Genomic DNA, 15655 nt, shown 5'->3' on the forward strand with positions numbered 1-15655 from the left:
GCGTACACTCTCCTTATTTTCGTAATTTCGGATCAAGTGCGTCACGTAAGCCGTCCCCAACTGCGTTAAATGCGAATATTGTAATCGAGATTAAAGCTGCAGGGAACAATAATCGCCATGGTGCAGATTGAAGTGCTTTGAAACCTTCAGAGGCCATCGTACCCCAGCTGGCTAAAGGAGCCTGAACTCCTAAACCTAAGTAGCTTAAGAAACTCTCTGTGAAAATTGCACTTGGAATAGTCATTGTCATTGTTACTAAAATAGCACCCATCGCATTTGGGATTAAGTGACGTTTAATGATGTGCCATTGATTTGCGCCTAATGTACGAGCGGCAAGTACATACTCCTGATTTTTAATTTTCAGTACTTCACTTCGTACGATTCGCGCCATATTTACCCAACCTGTAATGGAAAGGGCAATAATCATAGGAATTAAACCAGGTTCCATAATTACCAATAAAATAATTACTACTAATAAATAAGGAATTGCTGTTAAAACGTCTGCGATACGCATCATAATATTATCAACACGACCGCCTGCCAAACCTGCAATACTACCCCATAAAACACCGATTATTAAATCAATTACAGCGGCAGTAATACCGATGAATAATGAAATTCGAGCACCTTCCCACGCACGGACAAAAATATCACGCGCTAGGTCATCTGTACCGAACCAATGTGTTGCGGAAGGAGCGGTATTGTATAAACCGACATTCTGTTCATATGTATAAGAAGAGAAGATCGGTGCAAAAATCGCAAATCCTGCAATGATGATAAGAAGGATTAAACCTACTACAGCTAACTTGTTATGAGAGAAGCGATAAAATACTTCTTTCCAATAAGATACTTGCTTTTTAGAAAGGGCATCAGTATTTTCTGAACGACCGACAACTTCGAACATGTCAGCTGATACTTTTGGTATTTGCTGTTCGTTTTGAGCCATTATTTTTTCGCTCCTTTCAATTTAATACGTGGATCGATGACACTATATAAAATATCTACGATTAATACAGCCAGTAATAAAATTAATGAATAGAACACTGTAGTACCCATAATTACCGTATAGTCACGGTTTGTAATACTTGTTACGAAATGGCGGCCAAGTCCTGGTACCGCAAAAATTTGTTCAATGACGAACGAACCTGTAATAACACCGGCAAATAGTGGACCTAAATACGTTACAACCGGCAATAATGCATTACGTAAAGAGTGCTTGAACACGATCGTCCATTTTCCTAGACCTTTTGCACGTGCAAGCTTTACATACTCACTATTATTTTGCTCTAACATACTAGAACGAGTAAGTTTAGCAATAAATCCGGCATGGGTAACGGCGATTGCCAGTGAAGGTAAAATCGTATAAGCAAAACCTTTCCAGCCACTTACCGGGAACCAACCAGCTTCAAATGCCAGATAATACTGCAAGAGTCCAGCTAAAATGAAGGAAGGAACTGAAATCCCTAAAATTGCAAAAATTGTTGCGGCATAATCTCCAAAGCGATTATGATACAGTGCAGAAATAACCCCAAGCAATACACCAAGTCCGATTGCTAAAACCATCGCCTGAAGGCCTAAAGCAAGAGATACAGGGAAGCTTTCTGCGATAATGTCATTTGTGGAACGGCCTTTGTATTTCATCGACTCCCCAAAATCAAATGTCATTGTGTCTACTAAATAGTCTTTATACTGGATATACCAAGGATTATCCAACCCATATTTTGCGTTTAACTGTTCTTCGATAGCAGGCGGCAATTCACGTTCGCTCGTGAACGGGCTACCGGGAGCAAGCTGCATTAAGAAGAACGTCGCTGTAATAATTAAGTACATTGCAAGTACGATGTAGAGTAATCGTTTAATAATAAATTTAAGCAATGTCCGTACCTCCTTTTTATACTATTTTGAAAATTCCTTAGAACTATGAAAGGGAGTGCCCGAAAATTGAATTCGAGGCACTCCCTATTTACGATGATTTTGCAATTAAGTTGATCATCGCAGGAGTTAATAATAAATAGTTAAAATTACTTCACTTTAACGTATTTAAGGTTAATGTTACCTAAAGCATCCGGAACCATATTTTCTACTTCATCAGATACAACATTTAAATTTGTATTGTAGTAAATTGGTGCTACCGGCATTTCTTCCATAATCACTGCTTCAGCAGCTAATAATTTTTCTGTACGTTTTGCTGCATCTGTTTCAGTGATTGACTCATTTAATAATGCAGTGTACTCATCGTTTGACCAGCCAGTTTGGTTATTACCGTTCTCGGCAGAGTTATACATTTCAAGGAACGTATACGCATCATTGTAGTCAGCGCCCCAACCTAGACGACCAATTTGGAAGTCGCCGTTTGACAGTTTATCTAAGTATACTTGCCACTCCGAGTTATCAAGTTTAACAGTAATACCTAAATTCGATGACCAGCCTTGTTGAATGAATTGTGCAATTGAAGAGTGTGCTTCAGATGTGTTGTATGAAACTTTTACTTCTAAATCTGCAGGATTTGCCAAGCCTAATTCTTTCAGCCCAGCTTCTAAATATTTTTTTGCTTCTTCGAAATTAGCATCTTTGAAGTAACCTTCATCATCGCCGAAGCCTTCTACAGAGTTAGGCACGATTCCTAATGCAGGTTCTTGTTCACCTTTTACAACATTTTTGATTAGACCTTCACGGTCGATTGCCAATGCTAATGCTTTACGAATGTTTTCGTTTTGCATTACTGGGTCTTCAGTGTTGAACTTGTACCAGTAAATAGATGACATATCAGAAACGTTTAATTTATCTTCTGATTTTAAGCGGTCGATTGCATCAAGAGAAATTGTCCCGTAAGGAGCTCCTAGGAAATCAATTTCGCCAGCGTCAAACATTGTCATTTGAGTTGTTTCAGACTCAACCATTGCAATGTTGACTGTATCGATATCTACATTTTCTGTATCCCAGTAAGTTTCACTCTTCTCTAATACGATATCGCCTGAATGGTTCCAAGTAGTCAAGTTGAATGCACCGTTAGATACATAGTTATCAGCTTCTGTGTACCATTTTGGATCCGCTTCAGCAGTAGCTTTATGAATTGGGTAGAAAGTTTTGAATGCTGTTAATTCCAAGAAATATGGAGTAGGAGCGTTTAACGTTACTTCTAATGTTTTTTCATCGATTACGTTAATTGCCACATCTTCAGCAGTACCAACTCCGTTATTATATTCTTCTGCTCCTTTAATAGGGTAAAGGATTGTAGAATATTCAGACGCATTTTCCGGATTCAATGCCCATTTCCATGCATAGGCAAAATCTTCTGCTGTTACTTTTTCACCATTTGACCATTGTGCGTCACGTAAAGTGAATGTGTAAGTTAAAAGATCATCCGAAACTTTATAATCTTCAGCGGCAGCTAGAACTGGCTCACCTTCGACCATTGTTGTTAAACCTTCAAATGTGCTTTCTAAAATCGCACCAGAAGTGGTATCTGAAGCTAATTGAGGATGCAATGAAGGTGGCTCAGAAGTGATTAGTAAATCTAATTCTTTTTCGCCGTCTCCAGATGATGTTGTTTCTTCTCCTCCACATGCTGCTAATAATGCAGATAATGAAAGTGCTGTAGCAGTCAATGCGACCTTTTTATTACGTTTCATAAATAAACCTCCTAGAAAATCATGTAAATTAAATTTTCTGATAATTTTTTGATGCGTTATTTTAATATATCAGAATATTAATAAGAAATATATACTAGATTTAAAATATTAAATAGATACTAATAAATCAAATAATTAAGAAAATTTGTAATCATTTCACTATAATAAAATATTATTCAAGTAAAATATTTATGTGGTTTAAAATTCTTAAAAGTATTAAAAATTTGCTGTTTTATGTAACTTGTTTTGAAAATTCTAAATTGTGTTATTATGTAACAATTTTGACACATAAAACTTTCCTTTTCTCTTTAAAAAGTGCAAAATAGAAGAGAGAATTTGAAAGGTGAGATATATATGAAAAGAGAACAACAATATTTTGAAGAGAGCACATCGATGAAAGAATATATGGATGCAATGTCTCAGCTGAAAGAACAAAGCTTTGCTATTTATGAGCGCTTTGAACTGCCGGAAGATGCAGCTTTCATTGAAAAGTTGCATAATGCCAATGTCCATATTTTAGCGATTACGGAAGACTGGTGCGGTGATGCAATGATTAACAACCCTATCATTCGCAAAGTAGCGGAAGCAGCAGATGTAGAAATTCGTACGGCATTACGTGATGCGGATACAGATTTGATCGACCGTTATTTAACAAATGGTGGGCGTGCTATTCCAATGTATTTAATTTTAAATGAATCCGGGGAAGTCATTACAACTTGGGGACCGCGCGCACCACAATTACAACAGCTTGTAACGGATATGCGTGCAACTTTGCCGGTGAAGGAAGATCCAACATTTGAAGATGCACAAAAAGAATTATACGAAAACATGCGCAAACAATATGTAGAAAACGCACAGCTTTGGAGCTACGTATACGAAGATTTCAAGAAGAAAGTAAATGCAGTTTTATAATATTTCTGTGTTAAAAGGGAGTTCTTACTATATAATTATAGTAGGAACTTTTTTCTATTTTAAACGTATTATTGAAGAGATAAGCGAATAACTATGGTTGCTTTTGTAAAACATTGAGAAGTATACTTTGAACAGAATGAAAATTAAACTAATCAGGATGAGATCAAAATGAGAAGAGCAAGAATTATATATAACCCAACTTCTGGTAGAGAGGCATTTAAAAAGCACCTCCCTGAAGTATTAGAAAAATTAGAGAGAGCGGGCTACGAAACTTCCTGTCATGCGACAACTTGTGAAGGGGATGCCAGAGAAGCTGCATTAGAGGCAGTACGCCGTGAATTTGACGTAGTGATTGCAGTTGGTGGAGACGGAACATTAAATGAGGTAGTGGCAGGTATTAGCCAATGCGAAAAACGTCCAAAGCTCGGGTTAATACCGATGGGGACGACCAATGACTTTGCACGTGCGGTACATATACCGCGAAATGTAGAAGATGCGCTTGATATTATAATTGCCGGGGATACTATACCAGTTGATGTCGGTATTTTAAATGAGGACCGCTATTTCATTAATATTGCTGCAGGTGGTCGTATTACCGAGCTGACTTATGAAGTACCGAGTAAAATGAAAACATTGCTTGGACAAATGGCTTATTATTTAAAAGCGATTGAAATGATTCCTTCAATTAAAGCGACACATATGAGAATTGAAATGGATGAAGAAGTGTTTGAAGGAAATGCCATGATGTTTTTATGTGGGTTAACGAATTCAGTTGGCGGCTTTGAGAAAATTGCTCCAGATGCATCAATCAATGATGGTCTGTTTACAGTCATGATTTTAAAGGAATGCAATATTGCAGATTTCATACGAATTGCATCACTTGCTTTACGCGGTGAACATTTATCGGATGAGCGCCTCATCTACCGGAAGGCAAGCCGGGTTTCCGTAACTTCTGAACAGGAAGTTCACCTAAATTTAGATGGCGAGTACGGCGGAGATGCACCTGCAAAATTCCAAAACTTAAAACGCCATATTGAAGTATTTGTGCCAATTGATGAATTACAGGAAATCGATGCACAAAAATAACCGATTTAGCCAAACTTACGAGGGTTGTGGATACCCTTGTAAGTTTCTTTTATGTTGAGGAGGCTTAAGGGTAGGGGAGGGAGAAGTTAATACTTCTAATAAATCCTTTATATTTTCTAATATCTTATTGGAATGTGCTAATATGTGAAATCGTTTTTCTAATATCTCTTTTACATTTTCAAATAAATAATGTGATTGTTCTAATATCCATGTTGCCTAACATAAAAAACAGCCCTTCTCTTAACAGGTATATTGTTAAGAAAAGGGCTTTTATTACAAGTTAAATTTATTCATGCTCTGCTGCAGTTGTGTGGCTTGTTCTGCTAACTGTTTTGATAGCTCTTCCATTTGTAAAACGACTTCTGCTTGAAGTTTAGTAGCATCTGCTACTTTTTCAACATTAGCGGTTGTTTTTTCAGTACCGTGTGAAATTTCGATTACCGATGCAGAAACCTCTTCGGAACTTGCGGAAATCTGTTGCGAAGTTGCAGAAATATGTTCGACACGTTCTGACATCGTATGAATGTTATTCGTAATCGAATGGAATGCTTGACCAGCACGATCAATAACGATGACACCATCATTCGCACAGTGAAGGCTATTTTCTACTGCTTCACTCATATTTTGAGTGTTGGATTGAATATTCTCGATTAATATAGCTATGCTACTAGCGGAATTTTTAGATTGCTCCGCAAGTTTTCTTACCTCATCTGCCACGACCGCAAAACCTTTACCATGCTCGCCTGCTCTTGCTGCTTCAATTGCTGCATTTAGAGCGAGTAAGTTCGTTTGGTCAGCAATATTAGTAATTGCGTTCGTAATTGTACTAATTTGTTCGGATTGCTCGATTAATGCATTCGAAAGCTTAGAAATTGATTGGGTAGATTCATATACTGTTTGCATTTGCTGTGTTGCTTCGTCAATAATTTTCACGCCATCAGAGGAAGCCTGTGCCAAAGTGACAGAACCGCTATGAAGGTCTTGGGTAGCTACAGCAATAGAATTAATTCCTTGAGTAGTTTCATCAACAGCAAGTGCACTTTCACTTGCTCCGACTGTCATTGTTTCAGCTGTTTTTGCTGTATGTGTAATTAGCTTATTAATTTGGGCTGTTTCCGACGAAATTGTATGGCTATTTTTCTTGAGTGCATCGGCAGAGGTGCTAAGTTGATCAGAATTTTTTTGAATGCTAACTAGCAGTTCTTCAAAATTATGCTGTAATAAAGTAAATGCTCTTGAAAGCATTCCCAGTTCATCTTTTGTTTTAATTGGCTTATGCGCAACTTTTAGATTGCCGTTTGCAATTTCCTCTAAGTCTTTTGTAATAACTTGAAGAGGTGATGTAATACCACGCTTCGTATACATCATGTAAAGTATAATAACTACAATTGTTATAAGTATGAAAATAACTGACAAAATAGTAGAAAATGAAATCATACTTTGAGTGCTATCGACCATATTATCTAATTCGATATTTTCAATTTGCTCAATTTTTTCCGCCAACTCACTTATAAATGAACTTGTATATGTATAGTCACCACTTACTAGTGTAAGTGCGGAGGAAATATCTCGTTCCTGTACGGCTGAAGTAATTTGACTGATTTGTTGTATAAGGGTCTCTGACTGAGTTTTTATGTTATTAATAATAGAAGTCGCTTCTGGTAATGTATTTGCACTTTGTACTTCGTCAATTAATCGTACTAAGTGTGACGTATGATCTGTTACCAAATCCAAGTTTTTTTGGGAAGGATCTACTGTATAAGCACGAGCATATATCTCTTGGGACAGTAAGTTTTGCTGTATTTCGTTAATACGCTGAACTTGGGCCATTTGTACGTCTACAGCTTTAGAAACTTCATCGCCAATTCGATAAAATTGCATAGTAGCAAACCCAATCGATAGAAGCAGTAATGTTCCAATTATAATGAAGCCAACATTGAGTTTTTTTCGAACCGACATAATTTTGGTCTCCTTTTGGTTAATATTTCTAATATTCCTATTAGCTAAATTATATAGATAATTATTGTAGAATTCTATACCAAAAGTAATAAAAACAATTGAGGGAAATTAGTAGAAAGTATAATGAGTGCAAATTATGAGGTGCATGGTACAATATAGAGATTGAATTGAGAGGAAGAACAGAATATGTCAGTACCAATTAAAAAAAATGATCGTACAACCGTTTATATAGAAGATTTAACACATGATGGGAATGGCGTTGCAAAAATTGACGGCTATCCTTTATTTATTCAAGGTGTACTTCCGGGAGAGACTGCAGAAGTGCATGTATTAAAAACTTTAAAAAATTACGGCTTTGCCAAAGTAATCAAATTACTTGATAAGTCTGCTGACCGTGTCGAAGCACCTTGTGTATATTTTGCACAATGCGGTGGCTGTCAATTGCAACACCTTTCATATGAAGGTCAATTAAAGTGGAAACAAAACATGGTCGCAAACGTTATGAAGCGTTTAGGGAAAATTGATGCACCTGTCCATCCAGTTAAAGGGATGGAAGAGCCATGGAATTACCGTAACAAATCCCAAATTCCTTTCGCACAAAATGAAGCAGGGCAGATGGTGGCAGGCTTTTATAAAACGAAGTCACACTCAATCGTGGATATGGAGCGCTGCTTAATCCAAACAGGGGAAGCAGACACTGTAATGGCTGATTTAAAACGAGAATTGGATGTATTAGGGGTTCGTCCATATGATGAAAAATCGCATCAAGGCATGCTTCGTCATGTTGTCGTACGTAAAGGCCGTGCTACTGGCGAAGTAATGGTTGTACTTGTGACGAAGGCTAAAAAGTTTCCGCAGGCGAGTGCGGTAATTAAAAAAGTCCGTGAGCTTATACCAAATGTTACATCCATTGTTCAAAATGTAAATGGTGAAAAAACAAATGTGATTTTCGGTAATGAAACATTTACACTTTGGGGCAAGGATACAATTGAAGATACAATTGGCAATGTCCGTTTTGAAATTTCGGCACGCTCATTTTATCAGGTAAATCCTGTTCAAACAGAGGTACTGTATAAACAGGCGCTGGACTATGCACAATTGACTGGAGACGAGCGCGTAATTGATGCCTATTGCGGAATCGGTTCAATTTCACTATTTTTAGCGCAAAAGGCAGGACATGTCATGGGTGTTGAAATTGTCGAGCAAGCGATTGAAGATGCCAAACGAAATGCTGAACTGAACGGCTTCACGAACACATACTTCGAAGCAGGACCTGCAGAGGAAGTCATCCCACGTTGGTATAAAGAAGGCAAAGAGGCAGATGTATTAGTAGTAGATCCACCACGTAAAGGCTGCGATGAAGCACTACTGAATACAATTATCGAACAAAAACCTAAGCGTGTTGTGTATGTGTCCTGCAACCCAGCAACACTTGCCCGCGATCTTCGTATTTTAGAAGATGGTGGCTATAAAACGCAAGAAGTGCAACCGGTTGATATGTTCCCGCATACGACACATTGTGAATGCTGTGCATGGCTTGAACTAGCTGACTAATCTTTATTTAAGCGTGTTTTTCAACGTACGCTTTATTAGGATGTGTCTTTGATATATCTAACTTAATATTTGTCGAAACATAAAAAGCAGACGGTTTAGAAGTGCGATAATGCACCTCTAATTGACCGTCTGCTTTTTTATTTTAATAAAAACTTAGCTCTAGATTATTTGATGAATTATTTTTTCTTAGCTTATTTGCAGGATCATTTATTGAGATTTTACTTATGGTGGTTTCAGAGTTCAAATGCGATTGAATAGACAAATCTAACATAATGGGTTCGTAGGACATTTCTATAGGATTATTAGTACAAATTTCAAATTCATCGTAATCCTTATCTAATATTCCTGCGAAATTATATGTGTGATTAAAGTCATCAGTAATACCGGAGTCTACTCTATTAAGCAATTCAATAAAGGAGTCTAAATATCCCTCATAATAAAACTTCGGATTATCAATTGTGAATACTAATTTATCCAAATATGTTACGTGTTCAAAATCTTCTGGAGAGTATTCTTTGCTAATGTATTTATCGTTTATCCAGTCACTATAAGAAATATCTGGGGAGTGGAAATTAAGTTCTTTGAAGTTACAGAGAAGATCTACATCGCTCATTATAATCCGAACAGAAGAATTATTTTTTACAATATCATGAATCTTTGCGCCGGATAGATTCACAGCTATATAGAATTGATTTTCTTTTAATTTGATAGTATTCATAACTTTAACCTCCTTTTGAACTATTTTTTCCTTAAAACAATTTGTTTTAAGGTATGATTCGGTATTCGTTGCCCTTCAGTATGCTTAGAATGCCAAAATTCACTATGACAATGTTGTGTTTTACTAACTGTTATGAATCCTAATTCTTCCAAAGAGCTTTCTTGTGCATACCATACTTCACCAAAATAAGAATTATTAAAAGTACCAGTTATGATTAAAAGTCCATTTCTTTTTAAGATATCATATGCTGGGGTTCTTAATGGATAGTACTTATATGGTGAAAGCATAAAAATCATATCTACTGTTTTTTCTTCGTAGTACTGATCTAACTCATATGCACTAATATCTTTTATGGAATCATCAGAAAGCTGTTTGTCATTGTCGATATTTTCAGCGTAATTGAATTTTTTAGTACCACAGCCAATATTAAGTATCAACAAATTATTTACCTCCGATATCCACTAATTACTTTTTATGGATATTATATAATAAATGATACTTAAAAACAGTATTTCCCCTAAAAAATGTAATTTAATCATTTTTTAATGGAGTTCCTATTTGGTAATAGTTAATATTGAAACATAAAAAGCAGACGGTTTAGAAGTGCGATAATGCACCTCTAATTGGCCGTCTGCTTTTACTTTTATTACTTTAATGAAGCGAGCTAAAATTGATGGTGTAATTTCAGTAATCGGTTCATTTATTTTCAGATGCTTTAAAATATATTTCTTTAAATCATCAACACTGCCGTTAGTTGAAGATGCTTCAAGTTCAAAATCGTTTAGCTGCTGTGTTAACGTAACGATAACAGGATTTATTTTTGCAATCAATCCATCATAGGTATCTTGATCAATTTTATCACTAACCAACTTATCTAAGGCTTTGATTTTCTTTTCTTTTAAGTTAGCTATTTCTGTTTGTAGCTTTTTTATTGGAGACACTTGCTGCTTAATTTTCTCTAGCTTTGAAACAACTAGTTTTTCAACATCACTAGCTGTTAAATGTGAAAAATAAAGTGAGTTGATATCGTTCAACAGTGACTGAATTAAGTCTTTTTCCTTAGGGCGAAAGTTTTCAGAACAGGCCACTTTGCCATGCTTATTTTGCTTGCCACACACGTAACGATCACGTTTAAATTGCATTCCCGCTCCACAAGTAGCGCACTTTAGGAAACCGGTAAATAAGTTTTTACCTTGCTGAGAACGAATGGTTTTACGAGAAGCTATAAGTTGTTGAACTAAGTTGAAGTCAGCTTCAGAAACGAGAGCTTCATGTGTATTTTCTATAACAATCCATTCTGATTCGGGATTGCTTCTTCTTTTATTATTGCGCGGTGATAACGTAGAAGTTTTACAGCCTACAAAGCAGCCTATATAAATTTTTCTCGTTAATATTTGACGGACAGTAGAGCCATGCCAAAACTCACCGGCATTTTTATTACCTTTTCTTTTAGCAGGTGTAGGAATAACTTCATTTGATAAGGATTTTGCAATAGCATCATGACCACGTCCTGCAATGTACTCTTTAAAGATCCTTTTAACTATTATGTCACTACCATCTGAAGCCACAGATAATTTACCGTATCTTAAATCATAACCGTATGGAGCCTCATCGAACCGACCAAGCTTTGCTCTAACTTTTGCAGAAGCTTTTACACGTTCACTTGTTCTTTCGGCTTCCATTTCCGATTGCCAAGTATAAAATCCGAATAGCATATGATTATCTTTGGTTGTATCTATTGCTTTATCTAAAGTTAAAAGATGGATATTATTCTGTAATAAAGCATCTCGGAATTCATAAGAGAAAGCGCCGTTGCGTGAAATACGTGACCATTCTTTAGCTAAAACAATATCGAATTTCTTTTCTTTAGCATCTGCTAATAATTGTTGGATACCTACACGATTTGATTTAGTACCAGACTCTTCGTCTGTATAAACTTTATAAAGCTCCCAGCCTTGTTCGTTTATATAATTTTCAAAGAGCTTAATTTGTGTTGGAATAGAAGTTTTTTGACTTTCAAAGCCCGTAGATACACGAGCGTATACCGCACATTTCATTGTTGTACATCCTCCTGTTGAGAAGATGTAGTAGAGTTCACCTTAAGCTCAGCATAGTAGCTATCAATAGTGCTGTCAATTGATTCAAGTAATGTGTTGTTAATATTTTCTGTAGCTGATGTTGTTGATTCAAAAATTCTAATAATATTCATACTAGGTCTCCGTTATGTTAGATCTAATAAGCAGCGCTGTTATCAGTAGTTATCTTAACGTGATGCAGCATAACTGTATAATTTGCTCAGAGCTGATTAGAGTCGAATTAACGAAAATATATGGACATTAGATATTTGAGAAGGCGGTCTAACAGGTTTTTAAATATGCCGAACTTAAAATAGCTCAATTTTACTCAATCAATGCATGATGAAGCCTTGAGCCATGAAGGTTTAACGATGATAAAAAAATTATAAAAAATTGTGAGAGGGTGTACCTTCCTTTTCAGACAATCGGTTTATGACGTTACTCACCCCCTACCTTCGGCTGCCGAAATTGAGTTCTACATTTGCTGAAAAATAAAAGCATAGCTTCACGAACTATAAGGGTTTTAACCACATTATCCGTTTTAACTATGCAAAGTTCTTAATTTAATGTATTTAATTGGATGGTGCGGGTAGCTACTTGCTGACCGTTAAGCCAAGCATGAAAAATAGCTTTAGGAATTTTAATGCGTGAGCCAACTTTAATAGTGTGAAAGCTGTTTGAATTAACTAATTGATACGCTTGTTTTCTACCGATATTTAAAATTTTTTGAAGGTCAGATACGTCATAAACTTCACTGGCATAATTCTTCAAGATAAATCACATCCTTTCTGTGTTTAAACAAGTGTTCTTCGTTATAAACTTCACCTGTATAAGGAGATTGATATGTATAACATTCTGATGAGATAGGTTTAAGCTTTTGTACCGCTTCATCAAAACTAGCTTCGTTAAGTACAATTTTTTCATGTGGCTTATCAAGGCCTTTTGAAGTTAAAAAGCGTTGCCCTAAAACATTTAAACGAGGATCTTCTATGCCTTTCATAAGGTAATACATAATCTTAGGATCTTTATAAGCACTACCATTGATCCGCTTTAAATCAACGCTCCCTAGCCCCCAAACGGTCTCTAACTCTTTAACAGTCATTGATGTGACATTACAAGCTAAATGAAAATGGGGAACTCCATTGCGAATTTTATCTTGAAATTCAATTACTCCCAAACATTTAAGTGGCTCTTGTTTCTTATGACGTTGTATTCGCATAGCAAGTCGCTTTTTAAAGCGATTGAATTGCTCCACACATTGTTTCACATCTCTTATATCGAAAGCCTCTGTATCAGCGAACGTCAGTGTTATAAACGTATAGCTCTCATAAAAATTACATAAGAAATGCTGTTTCAAATTCTTTCTAGAACGATTAATACTTTTACGTATGCTCTCATCATCTCTATCGCCTAAAGCAGTTGTATTATTTTTAGAAGGCCTACCAGCGTTAGGGTTCTTTCTACCTTTCATGGAAGCATACTGACTTTTAATCTTGTGAACATGCCTACCTGAAAATAATGCTTTGGTTGATGGAGGAGTTGATAAATCTAAATCTAATAACAAATGTTGCAATAGCTGTTGCCCTTTCTCTTAATAAGTATGTGTCAAATTAATTACTAAATAACGAGCTTATTAATTCTTCTCTTTAAAAATGCAGTTTTTAATTCAAGCTTAAGTAAACGAATTTTTAACAAAGAAAATTTAATTTTTCTTTTAAGCTTTGATATGATTTCTTGCATCTTTTCATCCCCTTTCACTGTTTTTCTTAGGTTAATTGTATTAAATGTGACGTATTATAGTCAAAGATGGTCAGAAGTTATCTAATGCATATATCAATGGTTAGATGTTAATATGTAAAAGTAGACTGAGTCGCACTTAAAATTTCATGTGTTTAGCTCTAAATATCTCAAAATTGCAAGTTTCAGAGGGGGAAATACATTGATGGAACAACATTTAAGAAGACTAATACCATTAGCAGAAGATGTAATTAATCGCAATTATCCAGACATGAGCAAAATGAGACCAGAGCATTTTAGAGGAATTGCAATGATACTTGCAAAAGAAATTCTGTCATATCGAGTAGACGAAATGAGCAATGAACATATTATTGAACTGATGGAAATAGATTTAAGTGAGTTAAAAAAATCTTTAAGTTAAAAAGTAATTTTAAATGGCAACGGTACGATTAATCTCCCGTTGCTTTTTCTTGTTTAATAAGTACATATTAAATTTTTGAATGGGGTATAACTTGTTAAAAACAAGGAGTGCTGCCCTATGGCGAATCAGTATAGCAAAGTCTGGGATAAAGAATTAATTTTAAATCGAGTAAAAATAATTTGTGAAGATATAATGGAAAATGGACAACCTGTACCAACAAGAAGCCAATGGGATAAAAATAATATTGTTCCTTCACGTCGAACGATTGAAAAGTATAGTAATATGACTTTTTCAGAAGTATTAGAAATTTTAGGGTATGAAGTGGCAAACAAAAAACCAAAAAGATATTCAGATTTAGAGTTGGTATCATTATTAAGAGAGTATTTCGATGAGTATAACAAAAAGCCAACGTCAAAACATTTTAAATTAAACGAAAATTATCCGGATCCTATAAATTATCAACGGAGGTTCAATAGCTGGAGTAAAGCTTTAGAATTAGCTGGTTTTTCGAAGGACGATAAAAAATATGATGAAAACGTAGATATATCAAATTTTGATTCTAAAATAAAGGTAAAGAAAATCTATACTCCCAAAATGAAAATAAGTGAATTTAATCAGGGAGAATGGTCAAAGGAAGAAGAAGAAATTTTAAGATCTTTGTACTTATTAATAGATTATAAAGAAATAGCCGAATTGTTAAACAGGTCTTATAACTCTGTAAAAGTAAGAGCAAATAGGTTAGGTTTGACAATCGGGCAGATTAATCCTTTTAGTTGTATAGAGGGAGAACGATGGTCAGAAGAGGAGATAAATATACTGTTAAATGAATATAGTCATAACCCTAAAATCGATGAGTTACTACCAGTGAGAAATAAACAAACGATTATAAAAAAGGCGAATAAGTTAGGGTTGAAATTAAGAAGAGGAAATGTTTTGGTTAAATCTAGATTTTTCGAAGAGCTCACATCAGAAAGTGCATATATTGCAGGTTTTATTGCAGCAGATGGTTATATTAATGAAAAACAATATTTTTTAGAAATTACACTAAGTATTAAAGATCAAGACCATTTAGAAAAAATTGCTGATCAATTAGGGGAAGATATAGCTGTTAAAACAAATAAAGTAGAAACTAGTGTTAGATTAAAAATAGTTAATCATAAAATAGTTGATGATTTAGTAAAAATGAACATTGTTCAATGTAAAACCTTTACTTTAAAGTATTTTGACGAAATGCCGGAGAATTTACATTCACATTTTATTAGAGGGTATTTGGACGGGGATGGATCGATTATGCCTAAGAGACAAAATGGGAGAATTTTATTTTTAGGCAATCAACATTTTTTAGAAGCTGTTAGGGAAGTTTTAAGTAAATACTGTAATGTAAAACTAAATAAGCTGTATCCTAAAGGGAATATATATGAATTAAGGTATCATGGTAAATCAGCATTAAAAGTACTGGATTGGCTCTATTATATGTCTGAGCTACATTTAGAAAGAAAATTTATAAAATATAAAGAGTTGAAACTAAATATTGAGAATTAATGGTATAATACTGCTTGGA

15 protein-coding genes are annotated in these 15655 nt (G+C 35.2%); 5 read left to right on the plus strand and 10 right to left on the minus strand.

Annotated features, from left to right (window positions below; genetic code table 11):
- Positions 1 to 13 precede the first annotated feature (13 nt).
- The 3 genes from SNE38_RS06590 to SNE38_RS06600 form a co-directional block, all read right to left on the minus strand.
- Positions 14 to 946 (minus strand): ABC transporter permease, encoded by a 933-nt coding sequence (locus tag SNE38_RS06590; protein ID WP_318247710.1) that lies wholly within the window; start codon positions 944 to 946, stop codon positions 14 to 16.
- A complete protein-coding gene (locus SNE38_RS06595) occupies positions 946 to 1875 on the minus strand; it encodes an ABC transporter permease (RefSeq protein ID WP_191704934.1) in 930 nt (309 codons plus the stop codon). Before SNE38_RS06595 ends, SNE38_RS06590 begins: the two co-directional genes overlap by 1 nt.
- Positions 1876 to 2021: 146 nt before the next feature.
- The gene (locus SNE38_RS06600; RefSeq protein ID WP_336046146.1) at positions 2022 to 3632 is read right to left on the minus strand and encodes a peptide ABC transporter substrate-binding protein; all 1611 of its coding nucleotides are present in this window, start codon (positions 3630 to 3632) and stop codon (positions 2022 to 2024) included.
- A 354-nt stretch (positions 3633 to 3986) separates the two neighbouring features.
- Between SNE38_RS06600 and SNE38_RS06605 the strand changes: the two genes are divergently transcribed.
- Positions 3987 to 4544, plus strand: coding sequence for a thioredoxin family protein (locus tag SNE38_RS06605; protein ID WP_191704936.1), 558 nt, complete (start codon positions 3987 to 3989; stop codon positions 4542 to 4544).
- Between the two features lie 168 nt (positions 4545 to 4712).
- On the plus strand, positions 4713 to 5630 hold the full coding sequence (locus SNE38_RS06610) for a diacylglycerol kinase (RefSeq protein ID WP_191704937.1): 918 nt from the start codon (positions 4713 to 4715) through the stop codon (positions 5628 to 5630).
- A 273-nt stretch (positions 5631 to 5903) separates the two neighbouring features.
- On the opposite strand, the gene SNE38_RS06615 is transcribed toward SNE38_RS06610, so the two are convergent.
- On the minus strand, positions 5904 to 7589 hold the full coding sequence (locus SNE38_RS06615) for a methyl-accepting chemotaxis protein (protein ID WP_191704938.1): 1686 nt from the start codon (positions 7587 to 7589) through the stop codon (positions 5904 to 5906).
- Between the two features lie 186 nt (positions 7590 to 7775).
- Here SNE38_RS06615 and rlmD point away from each other — a divergent pair, with 186 nt between their 5' ends.
- Complete coding sequence (gene rlmD, locus SNE38_RS06620; protein WP_336046147.1) at positions 7776 to 9143, plus strand: 23S rRNA (uracil(1939)-C(5))-methyltransferase RlmD; 1368 nt, start codon at positions 7776 to 7778, stop codon at positions 9141 to 9143.
- Between the two features lie 142 nt (positions 9144 to 9285).
- On the opposite strand, the gene SNE38_RS06625 is transcribed toward rlmD, so the two are convergent.
- The 6 genes from SNE38_RS06625 to SNE38_RS06650 form a co-directional block, all read right to left on the minus strand.
- Complete coding sequence (locus SNE38_RS06625; protein WP_336046148.1) at positions 9286 to 9861, minus strand: hypothetical protein; 576 nt, start codon at positions 9859 to 9861, stop codon at positions 9286 to 9288.
- A 20-nt stretch (positions 9862 to 9881) separates the two neighbouring features.
- Positions 9882 to 10301 carry a hypothetical protein gene (locus SNE38_RS06630; protein WP_336046149.1) on the minus strand — a complete coding sequence of 140 codons (420 nt, stop codon included), beginning with the start codon at positions 10299 to 10301 and terminating at the stop codon, positions 9882 to 9884.
- 114 nt (positions 10302 to 10415) lie between these two features.
- Entirely contained in the window at positions 10416 to 11918 is a 1503-nt protein-coding gene (locus SNE38_RS06635) for a recombinase family protein (protein WP_336046150.1), read from the minus strand.
- Complete coding sequence (locus SNE38_RS06640) at positions 11915 to 12070, minus strand: hypothetical protein (protein WP_336046151.1); 156 nt, start codon at positions 12068 to 12070, stop codon at positions 11915 to 11917. The genes SNE38_RS06635 and SNE38_RS06640 overlap by 4 nt, the downstream gene beginning before the upstream one ends.
- A 424-nt stretch (positions 12071 to 12494) precedes the next feature.
- A complete protein-coding gene (locus SNE38_RS06645) occupies positions 12495 to 12707 on the minus strand; it encodes a helix-turn-helix domain-containing protein (protein WP_336046152.1) in 213 nt (70 codons plus the stop codon).
- Positions 12688 to 13500 (minus strand): rolling circle replication-associated protein, encoded by an 813-nt coding sequence (locus SNE38_RS06650; RefSeq protein WP_336046153.1) that lies wholly within the window; start codon positions 13498 to 13500, stop codon positions 12688 to 12690. Before SNE38_RS06650 ends, SNE38_RS06645 begins: the two co-directional genes overlap by 20 nt.
- Before the next feature lie 375 nt (positions 13501 to 13875).
- Here SNE38_RS06650 and SNE38_RS06655 point away from each other — a divergent pair, with 375 nt between their 5' ends.
- The gene (locus tag SNE38_RS06655; RefSeq protein WP_336046154.1) at positions 13876 to 14094 is read left to right on the plus strand and encodes a hypothetical protein; all 219 of its coding nucleotides are present in this window, start codon (positions 13876 to 13878) and stop codon (positions 14092 to 14094) included.
- 117 nt (positions 14095 to 14211) lie between these two features.
- Complete coding sequence (locus SNE38_RS06660) at positions 14212 to 15636, plus strand: homing endonuclease associated repeat-containing protein (RefSeq protein ID WP_336046155.1); 1425 nt, start codon at positions 14212 to 14214, stop codon at positions 15634 to 15636.
- Positions 15637 to 15655: the final 19 nt, after the last annotated feature.

Source organism: Solibacillus ferritrahens, from assembly GCF_037027585.1.
GTDB lineage: Bacteria > Bacillota > Bacilli > Bacillales_A > Planococcaceae > Solibacillus > Solibacillus ferritrahens.

Coding starts and splice junctions, on each gene's coding strand:
- SNE38_RS06590 (WP_318247710.1), bottom strand. CDS start 946: ATGGCTCAAAACGAACAGCAAATACCAAAAGTATCAGCTGACATGTTC.
- SNE38_RS06600 (WP_336046146.1), bottom strand. CDS start 3,632: ATGAAACGTAATAAAAAGGTCGCATTGACTGCTACAGCACTTTCATTA.
- SNE38_RS06605 (WP_191704936.1), top strand. CDS start 3,987: ATGAAAAGAGAACAACAATATTTTGAAGAGAGCACATCGATGAAAGAA.
- SNE38_RS06610 (WP_191704937.1), top strand. CDS start 4,713: ATGAGAAGAGCAAGAATTATATATAACCCAACTTCTGGTAGAGAGGCA.
- SNE38_RS06615 (WP_191704938.1), bottom strand. CDS start 7,589: ATGTCGGTTCGAAAAAAACTCAATGTTGGCTTCATTATAATTGGAACA.
- rlmD (WP_336046147.1), top strand. CDS start 7,776: ATGTCAGTACCAATTAAAAAAAATGATCGTACAACCGTTTATATAGAA.
- SNE38_RS06625 (WP_336046148.1), bottom strand. CDS start 9,861: ATGAATACTATCAAATTAAAAGAAAATCAATTCTATATAGCTGTGAAT.
- SNE38_RS06635 (WP_336046150.1), bottom strand. CDS start 11,918: ATGAAATGTGCGGTATACGCTCGTGTATCTACGGGCTTTGAAAGTCAA.
- SNE38_RS06640 (WP_336046151.1), bottom strand. CDS start 12,070: ATGAATATTATTAGAATTTTTGAATCAACAACATCAGCTACAGAAAAT.
- SNE38_RS06660 (WP_336046155.1), top strand. CDS start 14,212: ATGGCGAATCAGTATAGCAAAGTCTGGGATAAAGAATTAATTTTAAAT.